The 14,006-nt window shown below is 44.6% G+C and carries 12 protein-coding genes; 3 read left to right on the top strand and 9 right to left on the bottom strand.

What is annotated here, in order from left to right; translation table 11 throughout:
- Nucleotides 1-34 precede the first annotated feature (34 nt).
- The gene (locus AC3D28_RS02525) at nucleotides 35-586 is read left to right on the top strand and encodes a GNAT family N-acetyltransferase (protein ID WP_488535422.1); all 552 of its coding nucleotides are present in this window, start codon (nucleotides 35-37) and stop codon (nucleotides 584-586) included.
- Between the two features lie 43 nt (nucleotides 587-629).
- Here AC3D28_RS02525 and AC3D28_RS02520 read toward each other — a convergent pair whose 3' ends face one another.
- The 7 genes from AC3D28_RS02520 to hinT all read right to left on the bottom strand — a co-directional run bounded on the left by AC3D28_RS02520 (nucleotide 630) and on the right by hinT (nucleotide 6,888).
- Nucleotides 630-1,919, bottom strand: coding sequence for an NAD(P)/FAD-dependent oxidoreductase (locus tag AC3D28_RS02520; RefSeq protein WP_488535421.1), 1,290 nt, complete (start codon nucleotides 1,917-1,919; stop codon nucleotides 630-632).
- 561 nt (nucleotides 1,920-2,480) lie between these two features.
- On the bottom strand, nucleotides 2,481-3,020 hold the full coding sequence (gene ycfP / locus AC3D28_RS02515; RefSeq protein ID WP_488535420.1) for an alpha/beta hydrolase YcfP: 540 nt from the start codon (nucleotides 3,018-3,020) through the stop codon (nucleotides 2,481-2,483).
- Nucleotides 3,021-3,095: 75 nt separating this feature from the next.
- Complete coding sequence (thiK, locus tag AC3D28_RS02510; protein WP_488535419.1) at nucleotides 3,096-3,977, bottom strand: thiamine kinase; 882 nt, start codon at nucleotides 3,975-3,977, stop codon at nucleotides 3,096-3,098.
- Nucleotides 3,978-4,001: 24 nt separating this feature from the next.
- The gene (lpoB, locus tag AC3D28_RS02505) at nucleotides 4,002-4,592 is read right to left on the bottom strand and encodes a penicillin-binding protein activator LpoB (protein WP_098416060.1); all 591 of its coding nucleotides are present in this window, start codon (nucleotides 4,590-4,592) and stop codon (nucleotides 4,002-4,004) included.
- An 84-nt stretch (nucleotides 4,593-4,676) separates the two neighbouring features.
- Complete coding sequence (locus AC3D28_RS02500; protein ID WP_488535418.1) at nucleotides 4,677-5,069, bottom strand: YcfL family putative periplasmic lipoprotein; 393 nt, start codon at nucleotides 5,067-5,069, stop codon at nucleotides 4,677-4,679.
- Entirely contained in the window at nucleotides 5,069-6,466 is a 1,398-nt protein-coding gene (locus tag AC3D28_RS02495) for a COG3014 family protein (protein WP_488535417.1), read from the bottom strand. Before AC3D28_RS02495 ends, AC3D28_RS02500 begins: the two co-directional genes overlap by 1 nt.
- Nucleotides 6,467-6,537: 71 nt before the next feature.
- Nucleotides 6,538-6,888, bottom strand: coding sequence for a purine nucleoside phosphoramidase (hinT, locus tag AC3D28_RS02490; RefSeq protein ID WP_098416063.1), 351 nt, complete (start codon nucleotides 6,886-6,888; stop codon nucleotides 6,538-6,540).
- A 236-nt stretch (nucleotides 6,889-7,124) separates the two neighbouring features.
- On the opposite strand from hinT, the gene AC3D28_RS02485 reads away from it, so the two are divergent.
- Together AC3D28_RS02485 and AC3D28_RS02480 are read left to right on the top strand one after the other, a co-directional pair.
- Nucleotides 7,125-9,116 carry a methyl-accepting chemotaxis protein gene (locus AC3D28_RS02485; protein WP_488535416.1) on the top strand — a complete coding sequence of 664 codons (1,992 nt, stop codon included), beginning with the start codon at nucleotides 7,125-7,127 and terminating at the stop codon, nucleotides 9,114-9,116.
- Between the two features lie 162 nt (nucleotides 9,117-9,278).
- Entirely contained in the window at nucleotides 9,279-10,439 is a 1,161-nt protein-coding gene (locus AC3D28_RS02480) for a DUF1887 family protein (RefSeq protein ID WP_098416065.1), read from the top strand.
- Between the two features lie 175 nt (nucleotides 10,440-10,614).
- On the opposite strand, the gene udp is transcribed toward AC3D28_RS02480, so the two are convergent.
- Nucleotides 10,615-11,373 (bottom strand): uridine phosphorylase, encoded by a 759-nt coding sequence (gene udp / locus AC3D28_RS02475; RefSeq protein ID WP_098416066.1) that lies wholly within the window; start codon nucleotides 11,371-11,373, stop codon nucleotides 10,615-10,617.
- A 313-nt stretch (nucleotides 11,374-11,686) separates the two neighbouring features.
- Nucleotides 11,687-13,993 (bottom strand): zinc/cadmium/mercury/lead-transporting ATPase, encoded by a 2,307-nt coding sequence (locus AC3D28_RS02470; RefSeq protein WP_488535415.1) that lies wholly within the window; start codon nucleotides 13,991-13,993, stop codon nucleotides 11,687-11,689.
- Between the last annotated feature and the right edge of the window lie 13 nt (nucleotides 13,994-14,006).

Below are 14,006 nucleotides of genomic sequence, written 5' to 3'. Positions count from 1 at the left end.
TTGGGTTGATATAACATGGAAGCTGTATCAATTCATGAGTCCAGATTTTGAAATCATTGCTCCTCGCTTAGCGCTGAAACTCATTCCTTCCGAAGACGCTCATACGTTGCAACGTTTGCTCTCCGAGTCCCCGTCTCTTCACCAATGGCTTGATTGGTGCGATGCAAACGTCACTTTAAAAAATGCACAAGACTTTTTACTGGCGACTCGCTTAAATTGGGTGAAAACAGAAGCGTTCGGTTTCGGCATTTATGAGCGGGAGACTAACACGCTGGTTGGTATGGTAGCCGTTAACGAGTTCTACCATACTTTTAACATGGCCAGTATGGGGTACTGGGTGGCAGACCGCTACCAACGGCAAGGTTATGCGCAAGAAGCTGTCCGAGCATTAGCCGAGTTCTGCTTTGCTAAACTGAATCTCACACGCTTAGAAATCGTTTGTGACCCGAACAACTCCGCGAGCCAAACTTTGATCGAATCCGTCGGTGCGCAAAAAGAGACGATTGCTCGTAATCGCTTTATTTTCCATGGTAAGCCTAAAGACGGCGTCGTCTACTCTCTACTACCGCATGATTTGACTAAATAAAAAAGCCACCGATGCGGTGGCTTTTTTCTATCTACTATAAATATCAGTGTAATTTCAAGTTAGGACGAAGCACGCGGTTAATGCGACCAACCAGCATCATCAAACCTGTCTTAATAATGCCGTGCAGTGCCACTAAATGCATTCGATAGAGCGAGATATAGACCACACGAGCAATACGCCCCTCTACCATCATAGATCCTTTAGTTAGGTTGCCCATCAAACTGCCGACAGTCGAAAAGCGACTTAGAGACACCAATGAACCGTGGTCTTTGTATACGTAGTCTTTCAGCTCGCGGTCGTTAATTTTAGCCACAATGTTACTGAATGCTTGGCTTGCCATTTGATGCGCTGCTTGCGCTCGAGGTGGCACAAAAGAGCCATCTTTCTGCGTACACTGGGCGAGATCACCAATAACGAAAATATCGTCATCACGTGTCGTTTGTAGCGTGTTTTTCACTACTAGTTGGTTAATGCGGTTAGTTTCTAGGCCAGCAATATCTTTAATGAAATCTGGCGCTTTAATACCTGCCGCCCACACCATTATTTGCGCTGGGATTTTTTCACCATCTTTCGTCGTTAACCCATCTTTCTCTGCCTTTGTTACCATCGTAGCCGTACGAACATTTACACCAAGCTTTACTAATTCTTGGTGGGCCGCAGAAGAAATTCGTGGAGGAAGCGCAGGTAAAATACGCTCGCCAGCTTCAATAAGATTGACGTTTAACTTACTAGAGTCCAAGTCACCAAACCCATAAGTACGCAATTCTTTTACTGCGTTGTGTAGCTCTGCAGAGAGCTCAACACCAGTCGCACCCGCACCAACAATCGCAATGTCCACTGTACCGTTACCGTTTTTTGCGTGCAGTTTTAAGAACTCATTGTTCATTTCACGGCGGAAACGATGCGCTTGCTCAGGACTGTCTAGGAAAATACAGTTCTCCCGAACTCCAGGAGTATTGAAATCGTTTGATGTGGAGCCTATCGCCATCACTAGAATATCGTATTCTAGTTCACGGCTAGGCATAAGAAGTTCACCGTGTTCATCTTTAAGCTCACTTAAAATGATCACTTTACGTTCACGGTCAATGTCTTGAAGGCTACCCATTTGGAAGTCGAAGCTATGATTTTTTGCATGAGCGCGGTAGCTCAATGCGTCAACACCTTCATCCAACGAACCGGTTGCTACTTCATGTAACAATGGTTTCCATAAGTGGCTCGCTTTACGGTCAACTAACGTGATTTTCGCACGATTCTTACGACCAAGAGTGCGACCGAGCTTAGTTGCCAACTCAAGGCCACCAGCACCGCCACCTACAACGATAATGCGTGTCACAATGATTTTCCTCTACAAAAATGAATATATGGGGTTCAGCTCGATACTTTACTCACCGTCTTTCTGTGGCATGCATCCAACCGATGAATTTTTGGTTGTTAGAGGTGTCTCAATTTATTTGGATTAAAAACTTCGCCTGATTTTTCTTTATTTATCAATAAATTGATAAAAATCAACAGACTCATCTGGCACGCATACGACGCCAGAATTTGTGGGCAAGTTTCTTACTCGCTCTCAATTTTTTTTGATATTTATCAAATTATTTTAGTTTGGTTCATTATATAGAGCCATACTTTGAAGGCAACCAAAATCCTTATAACGTATACGGATTGACTATTTTTCGACTACTTTATAACACAATGCCCGTGCCACAGAATGAATCAATCACAAAACAATAAGAAAAGCACAATATTGAGGTTTCGACATCGCGAGAATGTAAGCTTCGAAAGGGAACAAAGAGGAAGTGATACCCTACACCAAAATATCGTCAAGATACTTGGAAATTAGTGTTCGAAGAGTAAAACAGCACTTCACCAAGTGCTGTTTTACTCAATACAAGCGCTAAGTATTTTTGAATTCTTTCATCATCTGTAAGTGATGAGAAATTTTTGTAAACTTGTGAGATTGTGTTTCATCCCAAATAATTGGGTAATATTTCTCTAATTCGGCCGCTGTTTTTTCATTATCATGAACTTCATCATCTCTCGACAAGATGACTAAACAATGCGTCTGATTTTTAACGCGGAACTGGTCGACACATTTCGTTGCAATATCTTCGTATTCTTCAGGGCGATCTATCCGTCCAGCCATGTTTTTCCCTGGGTGCAAGTTCGGATTGAACATCACTTGTTTAATGCCGCAGAGAAAACCAATGCGCTCTGACCAATACCCCCCTAGACCGACCCCACAAATTAATGGATCAGGATCGTCGGATTGCTCAATCACTTTCGACACCTCTTTAAGAAGATGTTGCATGTCGTGCTTTGGATGAAGTGTGCTGTAATTAATGAAACGTACGTCGTCGTCGATGAATTGCAATTGAAGCACTTTTTCGTGGTTACCTGGGCTTGTACTATCAAAGCCGTGCAAGTAAATAATCATATGTACCTCTCCCTGTATGTCGCTGGTACTTGCCTTAAAACTACCACTATTTCCTTATACTTAAAGGGGGAAATATTACGGATTCTCAAAACAGTGATCTTCTATACACAATGCGGCTTTACACTCATGTGCACTGTTTAAGTATTGCTCATCCTCCCACAATTTATAAGCGAGTAGATACCAAAGCATCGCCATAACTAGCGTTCTTGGTTGCCACGCCTGCACACCAGCTAACCAAATAGAGGGGTCTTCGATGTCTCGGAGTTGGCAATATTGTGTCACTGCGTCTTCAATGGGCGCACCAGCAACTTGTAAAGTCAACGTCAAATCCAGCCTAGGATCGGCTAAACCAGCGTATTCCCAATCAATCACTTTAACACCATCCGCCCCTCTAACAAGGTTATAGCAGCCTAAGTCAAAGTGGCAAAGCGCTAATGGAACGGTATCGATACTCGGCTCCGTCCGCCACTTCAAGTACAGAGATTCAAACTCTGTTCCAGCATATTGATCATCAAGTTCAAGCCAATAGTGATCAATACGTGCGATGTACGAGAACGGAACCAACGGAATTGTACTGACCGGGTGTTGATGAATTGTTACTGCTATCGTCAATAGCTCATTCAACTCAATACCTAAGTCCGTTAATACTTGCCCTTCTAACCACTGCACCAGTAAACCTTGTTCGTGCACAAAAATCGGTTTTGGCCCAATATTGAGTGAGGAAATGGCATTCAGCACCTGATATTCGTTATGACGAGAAATCGAAAAAGCCTTACATACTTGACTGGTCGGGCGCCAGACATATGCAAGGCCTTGAGAAGATTCCAACCGCCAACAACGGTTGGTTAAGCCGCCCGTAACGGTTTGTACTTTTACTGGGGGCTCAGTAAAGAAGCCATCGAGAGCATTAAGACTCGGGTCTAACTGTTTTGCTGGTTGCCAAGAAAACCATGCCATTGATGACTTCTCCCTCGTTATCGATTAAAGACCAAATAGGCTCTTCGATTGCGCTTTACGGATTTCCGTTTCATCTGCCCATTCAATCAGACCTGTTTCTAAGTCCATTAGGCGCATTGTCATCTTATAGTATACGTCTTTATCGCTACCCGCATTTTTTACGATGCTTGATAAGTTGCCGTAAAGCATGTACTGAGCACCGACCATTTTACCAAACTGAATTGCAGTACTTTGGTTGACTAACTCATCCGTGTTTTGGAAGTTAAGTTGTTCTCGCACAGACTCCACTCGTCCCATATCAACAAAACGAAATTTACCTGAATTCAACATCTTCGTTGAAATAGTGTCAGTGATAGACTCCGTATCAATATGCTCACTGGTTTTGTTCTTAATGCGCTCAACAAAAACGATAGGACGTTGGTCACGAGTAATTGCCGCGACAGAACCCGACATCATCATGCTATCAACCATTTCAGCTGCAATGGTTTGTAAATCTGTTGAGCCAAAATCGATAGTCGTGGTTTCTGTTGCTTGCGCATCGCCGTAAGAGACTTTGTTAGAACAGCCACCTAAAATGACGGCAAGACCTAAAAGAGCAATAATACTTTTTTTCATGAGAGTTCCTTAGTTGTTCAATACCAGCGCATCGTTAGCGCGGCAGCTGCGGCAGAGCCGTAAGTTTATTAAAGGCGTGTTGACCTAATTATCTTGTGCTTCTCTAATTTGAAGACGAAATTGTGTGCCATTTGGATTTACAGTCACTTCAGACAACGTGACTTGCTCAAATCCTCGTACAATCATTTTTCGCCACGGACCAAGCTGGGTATTCACTTCCAACCCATTGTTGTCATACCAATAGAAGCGGTAAAGAATATGCTGGTCACCTTTATAGTTACTGCTTAGTTGCACCACCCCACGTGGACGATCATCAACGTAAGTGGTGGTGATGTTGTCAACTAATAAGCGACTACCCAAAACGTTATCATTAAAAAATACTTTTTGCGTTTGACCATCAATTCGGACGCCTGCAGTATTTGCTGCGCACCCGCCCAAACCAATGACCATTATTAAGCCAATAAGCCATGCTTTCATTACAGTCTCCCTAGCTGTTTATGCCACACGGTTGAGTGTGCTCCCTGACGGGATACCCATACCAATGTAGTCTGCTGTGCAGGCACTTCAAACTGATAGGTTTGATCACCCAAGTTTAAACTTTGTGTTCCCGGTTTCACGACTTGTGAAGCCGTTTTGACTTGCGCAGGCAACGTTTGCCAACTTCTCGTATCTGGCTGCTCGGTCAATGTGTTCCATACGTTAAAAAGTATGTTGCCCACATCATCGCCTTTTTTTGCTGCCTCTTTTCGGATTCGATCTTTTGCCCAAACACGAAGGGCTTGACGAATCACCATCGTTGTCAGGCGCTCATGGAGATCATTTTGCGCCATCGCATTAACATCAGTCAGCGTACTGGAAGGCAATGCCTGACCATTTAAAACCAAGTCATTAAAGCGTTGAGCGCCCCGATTCGGATAATAAGGAAGTGCTAACGAATAAATAGCTCCGTTATCTCGACTGTCGTAAATCGGTAGATCAATACGCCAACCTTTCAAAGCCTCCACAACGCCTTGTTCATAAATGACGATGACTCGACCTTGAGACTGAGTTAACCCAGAAGGTGCTTTGCCATACCGCTTTTCCAGAATACGTAAGTCTTCACGCATGCCTAGTTTCTTAGCGGCGTACAACGTGCTTTCAACAACTTGTTTGTTGTCTGGCATCACAGCGAGTGCTCGTCGGTAATCAACATAAGCACTGTTTAAATCTCGTGACGCTTCATATAACAAGCCAGAAAGATAGAACAAATAGCCGTTTTGTACTGCGCTTAGTTTTTTACCAGCATCAGGGTAGCTCGCCAACACACTACCTAAATTGGCAGACATGCCTTGCTTTTTCAGGTCTTTTTCTGCTGCTTTTAGTTCTTTTTCACGCGCCTTTCTGGCCGCTTCCTGAACTTGATTGGCTCGACGCACTTCAACAAGCGCCCCTTCCAAATCGTTTTTCTGTAAATAGTTTAGCCCGAGATAAAGGTGCAGAAAGCCAAGTTCATAATCGGCGGGATGATAATCTTGGAGATTGTCGTTCACTGCGAGAGAGCCGACGCTCGTTGCGGTTTCTGACACAGAAATAGTCGCGCGATCTTGCTGAACACGAACGGCACGATCACCATTTTCCAGCGCTTTCAAACTCGTCGGGTAATCTTCAGCAAGAAAAGAAATACGGCCCTTTTCAAAGTTGCCAAGTATCTCGCCACCCACTTCGCTCGATTGAAGTTGTTTCGCTTTCGCATATTCCCCTGCAACAACGGCTTGATAAACTTCTTGGTTCTGGTTGCTATAGTGGCTAAACAGATTGCCCGCAGACAAATTCGCGCAGCCAGAGGCAATTAAAGCCCAGCTCATCAGCCCTAACAGCTTTACACCTAGTTTCACATTTATCTCCACAAATGTGTCATTCGACAGGAATAAGAAGTGGATGAACTACGCCACCCACTTTTTAAAGCTTAGCTCAATACCATTGGACCTAGAGGACGACCGCCTAATAGGTGCATGTGAATATGGTAAACCTCTTGGCCACCGTGCGGGTTACAATTAACGATCAAACGGTAGCCGTCTTCGGCAAGGCCTTCCTCTTTGGCTAACTTTTTAGCCACGGTAAACAAACGCCCCATCATTGCCTCATCTTCAACTTCAACGTCATTCGCTGTCGGGATCAACTTATTAGGAATAATGAGAATATGGCTCGGCGTGCGCGGGTTAATATCGCGAAAAGCCGTGACTAAATCATCTTGATAAAGAATGTCTGCCGGGATTTCCTTACGAATAATTTTACTAAAGATAGTTTCTTCCGCCATGAGGACTCCATTTTATAAGGGTGGGTATATTCCATTTAGTATGCGCCAACCAAAAGCGGAGCTCAATAAAAACAGTGTTCACTTAACATTATTAACCAAACGCTAAATAACGAAGCTTGTTTTGTCGTATACGTCATAAAACGTGCATCACAAACTCAATACAATCCAGTAAATTTTGTTACTTTTTAAGACAATAGAAATTTATGTTGTCTACTTTTGGGAGGGGAAGCTCACTTATGCGAGGTTCAGTTATTAAACGGATGTATGCCGGCTTTGCGCTGATCATCATCTTATTTGCTGTCACGATCACTATCATGATGGGGGGAATGAGTAACATTTATGGTAAATTCGAAACCGTTTCTAAATCGTCTTTACCGCTCGTATCACTATCTAACCAAACCAGCGTTGAGCTGCTTTCTGCCGACAAATCTTTTAAAGACTTCCTGACTACAGAGAATAAACAACGCATGGACGAAATGCGTCAGGAATTTGCTAAATCTCAACAACGTTTCGAATCCGCATTGACTCAGCTAGAAACGGCAAGCCAGATCTATCCTTCTCTTGCCGAACCTTTTGCAAAACTCAAAACTTTGGAACAGAGCTATTTTACTGAAGCGCGTGAGGCAATGGACAACTATGAAGCAATGTTCTCTGCGCAAGAAGACGTGCAGAAATCGACACGTCGCTTCCAAAAGCTCAACACTCAACTCTCTGTTGGCCTAAAGGAGTACGTTGCGGATCAATCGAGCATTTCAGTCAAAGTGATAGCAAAAAGTTACTTCATCAAATTGAAGGATGCTGAAGTCATCACCTCAGACGCTTTAGCCAGTTCTGACCCTGAATTTGTGACGCAAGCTGTAACGAAAAACCGTAAAGCAGTGACGCATTTAAACTATGCCTTCCGTGGCTTGGTCGCACAGCTGCCTGCATTGGAAAAAGCCTTTGGTGATTCAGTAAAACAGTTTACGCGAGATGTAGGTATGCGCGGCGGGGTGTTAGATCAACACAACAGTTACCTCAATGCACGAGCAGCGTTGTACGATAATATTGCCAACCTTGCGAATAAAGTCGATTCCACCATGGCAATTCTTGAGCAATTTACCACTACGGCGACGGATAAGCTGAATCAGTCTCTGGCTGACGCTGGTGATATTTACTCAGCCGATGTCACAAAAGCCATTGTGATTGGCGTTATTGTAGTGCTATTGGCTACCGCTATTGGCTACCACATCGCACACAGTGTGCGCGAACCCCTGACTCGTATTCTAAAAGTACTCGAAAGCCTGACTGAAGGTGACATGACTCAACGCATTGATATTCGTTACAACAACGAGTTCAGCCGCGTTGGTGGCCATATCAACTCTTTAGCAGACAGTTTGCATGAGGTTCTGGTTAAGCTCAATGAAGCATCAGACAATCTCTCTTCGACGGCCTCAACCAACGAAAAAACGTCGTCTCAGGCGCAATCTAAATTAAGCACTCAGCGCGAGCAAACCGCCAACGTGGCAACCGCCATGACAGAAATGTCGCACTCGGTACAAGAAGTGGCTCAGAGCGCACAAGGCTCCCTAGAGATGGTGCAACGTGTAGAATCTGCCTCTGAAGAAGGTAGACACGTGATGAGCAGTAATATTTCGACCATCAACCAACTAGAGACACGCTTAAATGAATCTGTTTCTGCGGTTTCTGACCTGCAAAAAATGAGTGGTAAAATTGGCTCTATTCTGGATGTAATTCGCAACATCGCCGAACAAACAAATCTGTTGGCGTTGAATGCTGCAATTGAAGCCGCTCGAGCTGGTGAACAAGGTCGTGGTTTTGCGGTTGTAGCAGATGAAGTCCGCGTACTGGCATCAAGAACCACCCAATCAACGACAGAAATTGAGTCGATGATCAGTAATTTACAGTCAAGCTCTCAATCAGCTAACCAAGTGATCCAAAGTTGTATGAGCGATATGGAAATGTCTATCGAGCAAGCATCAAAAGCGAATAGCTCGATGGAAGAAATCCAAGCGTTAATCATCGAAATCAGCCAAATGAGTACTCATATCTCACAAGCGGCTGCCGAGCAAAGTGAAACGTCAACAGACATAGCACGTAACATCGAAGATATTAATAATATCGCAGATGAAAGCTACCAAGCGATGTCCAGCATTGCACATACCAGTGAGTCATTAACTCACTTAGCTCATCAACAGAACGAATTGGTTCACCGATTTAAATTATAAAAAAATGATAATTTCGTGCACTAATTAGTGCAACCAACTGTATAAGGGCGACTTTTTGTTAAGTCGCCCTTGTTTTTTGTCGGCCGTGTCTACATATGGTTAATATGGCTTGCTCATCCCCTTGCACACCTCTTTCGAGCGGCCACATTAAAAGGAAAATCTATGGCTGTTCATGTTGGTATTATCGACCAAGACCCAGTGAGATTGGTCACTCCTCTTTTAGACAATCGCACCTTAAGTACACATATCGTCTTTATCGGAGATAAAAGCCAAAAACATATTTTTTATCGACTGAGTGCCGTATTAGAACAGCGTGAGATCACCTCGGAATTTTTTGAAATTCCTTCCGCAGTAAATACCTCTTTGATTAAACAATCGATTCAGAAGTTAGCCAAAGATCTACACGAACGCGGCGAAGACGTAAAACTGAACGCCAGCGGTGGCCTCCGTCACCGATTATTATCTGTATACGAAGTTTTCCGCACTTATCATTGGCCAATATTTGTTGTCGAACCAAGTAGCGACAAGCTCTGCTGGCTATATCCTGATGGCAAAGAAGACACTCAAGTCGAAGACCACATTAAAATTTCCGACTACCTTACTATTTTTGGTGCTCGTGGCGAATTCCACCATGTCGATTTACCACCTCTTCTTGATAAAAAGCTGTATGAGCTTGGTGAACGTTGGGCATCTAACGCACTCGAGCTTGGCCCTGGCTTAGCGACACTCAACTACCTCGCCACGACGTGTCGTAAGGAACAAAAGTTGGATGTAGCGTTATCTGAGAAGCAACAAGGCTATCGTGAGCTCAACATGCTGATTTCTGATTTAGTCGAAGCTCAAATCGCGACCTATGAGAATGGGATACTGACGTTTGCAGATGAGGATGCGCGACGTTTTTCAAACGGTGAGTGGCTCGAAACACTGGTTAACAGCACCGTCAAACAGATTCAGGACACGATGCCGACCATTCAAGATCGGTCATTGAATGTACAAGTCTACCGTAAGCTTGGTGAAAGCGAAGTGCGTAATGAATTGGATGTGGCCACGGTAGTCAACAACAAGCTGCATATAATCGAGTGTAAAACCAAAGGCATGCGTGATGATGGCGATGATACCTTATACAAACTTGAGTCGCTGCGGGATCTACTAGGTGGCCTACAAGCACGTGCCATGTTAGTCAGCTTTCGTCCGCTTCGTCATAACGACATTACTCGCGCAGAAGATCTTGGTTTGGCGCTCATTGGCCCTGATGAGTTGAAGGATTTAAGAACACACCTGACCGCTTGGTTTAAAGATGCGGGTGGCTCTGACGAAATTTAGCGAATCACGTGACACTCAAATAATGTCAACAACCTGAGCTTGCGGACTTATCCTCCGCTCAGGTTAAAAAGAAATAAGTTTGAGAACAAGGCGACACTGTTCCATTAATAGCAAAAACCAGAGGCGAGCGAGCCTCTGGTTTTTTATGTGTGTTTAAAATGCCAATTATTGCGAGTTAAAGCATTTTACGTGCAGCTTCTACTACCACTTTAATTGAACGAGCTTCCGTTTCTTTCAATGTTGAATGATCTGGAATCTCTTTTTGTGTACGGTTGATGATGACCCCCGCGACACAACCTGCTTTTAAACCAGAGCTTGCACACATGGTCAGAAGTGTTGCAGATTCCATTTCGAAGTTTAATACACCCATGTCTTGCCACTCTTGCATAGAGCCTTGGAAGCGTTTAACCACGCGACCAGAGAACGTATCGTAACGCTCTTGACCTGGGTAGAAAGTATCACTTGATGCAGTCACCCCCATGTGAACCGTCGCGCCAGACTCTTCTACGGCAGCTTTCATTGCGGTTGCCACTTCAAAGTCAGCAACTGCTGGGAATTCCATTGGAGCAAAGTGTAGGCTCGCACCATCAAGACGTACGGAACCTGTCGTCACGATCATATCGCCAACATTAACGTGTGGTTGGATAGCACCCGTTGTACCCACACGCAGGAAAGTGCGAACACCAAGTTGCGCCAACTCTTCTACAGCAATGGAAGTAGATGGACCACCAATACCAGTCGAACAAACCACAACAGGTTTACCGTCCAATTCTGCACGGTAAAGCGTGTATTCACGTTGACTCGCTAAGAATTCTGGGTTCTCCATTTGTTCTGCGATTTTTTGCACGCGTGCTGGATCACCAGGAATAATGGCTAGAGTCGCCCCATTAAGATCAGCTTCAGTAACACCTAAATGGAATACAGCTTGAGACATAAGTCGCTCCTTGTTGTGGCTTATTTTATAAACAATAAGCTCATTAATCAGTTATTGGGTACAGATGCACTGTAGCGAACCTTTCATTGATATAGAGTGATCAAAATCACAATGAGAAAATGTAATAAAATCGCAATTTCAAGTAAAAACAGACTTCATCACACTTTTAACTCGAAATCTCATCCCGTTGCATAATAATAGGTGATTATCAAAACTAACTCTTCTCATAGAACCAAACATCTCAACGTTGTTTAAGAATAAAGCCCGAGGCAACGCATGCCTATGCCTCAGGCGGGTTATCCCACTCGATAACTTACTTTATTTGCTTGGATTCAAAGCGAAGCAGTCGCAACGCGTTCAAGGTCACTAGCGCGGTGGCACCACTATCGGCCAGAACCGCCACCCACAATCCAGTGATGCCCAGTAAGCTGGTTACCAAGAATACTCCTTTCAAGCCAAGTGCCAATGCGACGTTCTGACGAATATTATTCAATGTCGCGCGCGATAACTCTATCATTGCAGGCAATTCGACTAATCGGTTGTGTGTTAACGCCGCATCTGCAGTTTCTAGCGCAACGTCAGTACCGCCTCCCATGGCAATTCCTATGCTAGACGCTTTCATCGCTGGCGCATCATTAATACCATCACCAACCATAGCGACAATGTGTTGTTTAGATAACGCCTCAACGTAACGCACTTTATCCGCCGGTAGCAGACTGGCTTGATAATCCAAACCAATTTGGTTAGCTATGGCTTGCGCACTACGCGGGTTATCGCCAGTTAACATCACGGAAGTCACCCCAAGCTCCCGAAGGATTGCAATCGCCTCTTGAGCGTCCTGACGTAAGGTGTCCTGCCATGCAATTATGCCGATAACTTGGTCGTCGTAACGTACGATGACCACCGTCTTTCCTTGTTGCTCTAACTCAACAACGTGCTCTTCTGTTGCTTGAGACAATGAGAAGTTGACTTTTGAAGGCGCGCTAATTTGAACAAGTTTTCCGTCTACGTACCCTGTAATTCCAGAACCGACTTGCGTGGTTTTATCTGTCGCCTCCGGAATGCTTATTCCATGCGCCTTTACTTTGTTCACTAGCGAGACGGCAAGAGGGTGACTGGCTCCGACTTCAATAGATGCAGTGAGACTCAGTAACGTCTCTTCGCTCACTTCAAAAGCCAACACATCGGTCACTTGAGGTTTACCTTGAGTTAAGGTGCCTGTTTTATCGAACGCGACAGATTCAACTCTACCAAGTAGTTCTAATGCAGCTCCCCCTTTGATTAACGCTCCGCGCTTCGCTCCTGCAGCTAAACCAGACGTAATCGCGGCCGGTGTTGAAATAACTAACGCACACGGACAAGCAATTAGCAATAAGGCCAAACCTCGGTAAATCCATGTTTCCCATGGTTGGGCGAACAGCAAAGGTGGCGTAATGATGACGGCCAGTGATACCAACATCATAAATGGTGTGTACCAGCGACTAAATTTATCTAAGAAACGTTCCAGTGGCGCCTTACGAGACTCTGCTTCTTCAATCAAATGAAGGATCCGGTCAATCGCGTTTTCACCTTGACGAGAAGTGACTTCCACCTGAACCACTTTGTCGACGACAACAGCACCCGCCATAATTTTGCTGCCCTTTTCGTGATCTACTGGCACTGACTCACCAGTCAAGGCACTTTCGTCAAAGCTTGCAAACGCGCTTGTTAACACACCATCGGCGGGTAAACGCCCACCCGGTGCGATTTCTATGATATCTCTAGGTTCAAGTTGTGCAGCCGGTACTTGTTTTCGTTCTCCATCGACAATTACGGTCGAGTTTTCTGGAACCAAATCCATCAGTGCTTGAACGCCACTTCGAGCGCGAGATGATGCGTGCGCTTCTAACTTTTCACCAATAAGGAACAGCAGCAGCACCATCGCCGCCTCAGCGGTTTCACCAAGATATAACGCACCAAGCGCCGCTACACTCATTAATGTTTCAATCGCAAATGGCGTACCGCTACGAGCCAACTTAATCGCTTTCATTGCAATCGGGTATAAACCAAACAAGCACGTCAAAGTGAATAACCAAGCGCTTATTTGCGGATCGATCTTAGAAATTACCGCCGCGACAGCCATCGCGCCAGAAATTGAGAGAATTTGGATGTTATTTTTTACGATCCCACGCCAGCCTTTAACCGCTGTATTTGGTTTTGGAACACCTAATGAAGAAAGCGGAAAACCCGTTTGTTGTGCTGTATGTTCAATCGCAGATGTCAGTTTATGATCATCAAAATCGACGACCAGTTTTTCTGTTGCAAACAGGACTTTGGCTTGGCTAACACCTTTCAAAGACGTAATGGCTTTCTCAAGTTTTTGCGCACATGAAGGGCAATCCATACCTGACACAAGCCACGAATTGCGAATTGGGGAATAATTCTCCCTCGAGGGCTCTTCTTCCTCGCCTGGGTCGGCGCTACAGCTCTCTTCACTGCAACAGGAACTGTCGGACACTTCTACGCCTGCTTGAGAAATGTTGAGTGAAGATTTGACTGGTGCACAGCACGACTCGCTCGCACTAAAGGGCACCGCAGTTTTGATTTTTCGAGATTGGCAACCTTGATGTTTTGTACACATAATTTATTTTCCT

It is taken from the genome of Vibrio sp. TAP-3B (assembly GCF_057784735.1).
The sequence above is the reverse complement of the archived record's forward strand: the minus strand, read 5'-3'. Positions and strand labels throughout refer to the sequence as shown.

Coding starts and splice junctions, on each gene's coding strand:
- thiK (WP_488535419.1), bottom strand. CDS start 3,977: ATGGCATGGTTTTCTTGGCAACCAGCAAAACAGTTAGACCCGAGTCTT.
- hinT (WP_098416063.1), bottom strand. CDS start 6,888: ATGGCGGAAGAAACTATCTTTAGTAAAATTATTCGTAAGGAAATCCCG.
- AC3D28_RS02480 (WP_098416065.1), top strand. CDS start 9,279: ATGGCTGTTCATGTTGGTATTATCGACCAAGACCCAGTGAGATTGGTC.
- AC3D28_RS02485 (WP_488535416.1), top strand. CDS start 7,125: ATGCGAGGTTCAGTTATTAAACGGATGTATGCCGGCTTTGCGCTGATC.
- lpoB (WP_098416060.1), bottom strand. CDS start 4,592: ATGAAAAAAAGTATTATTGCTCTTTTAGGTCTTGCCGTCATTTTAGGT.
- AC3D28_RS02500 (WP_488535418.1), bottom strand. CDS start 5,069: ATGAAAGCATGGCTTATTGGCTTAATAATGGTCATTGGTTTGGGCGGG.
- udp (WP_098416066.1), bottom strand. CDS start 11,373: ATGTCTCAAGCTGTATTCCATTTAGGTGTTACTGAAGCTGATCTTAAT.
- ycfP (WP_488535420.1), bottom strand. CDS start 3,020: ATGATTATTTACTTGCACGGCTTTGATAGTACAAGCCCAGGTAACCAC.
- AC3D28_RS02525 (WP_488535422.1), top strand. CDS start 35: ATGAGTCCAGATTTTGAAATCATTGCTCCTCGCTTAGCGCTGAAACTC.
- AC3D28_RS02470 (WP_488535415.1), bottom strand. CDS start 13,993: ATGTGTACAAAACATCAAGGTTGCCAATCTCGAAAAATCAAAACTGCG.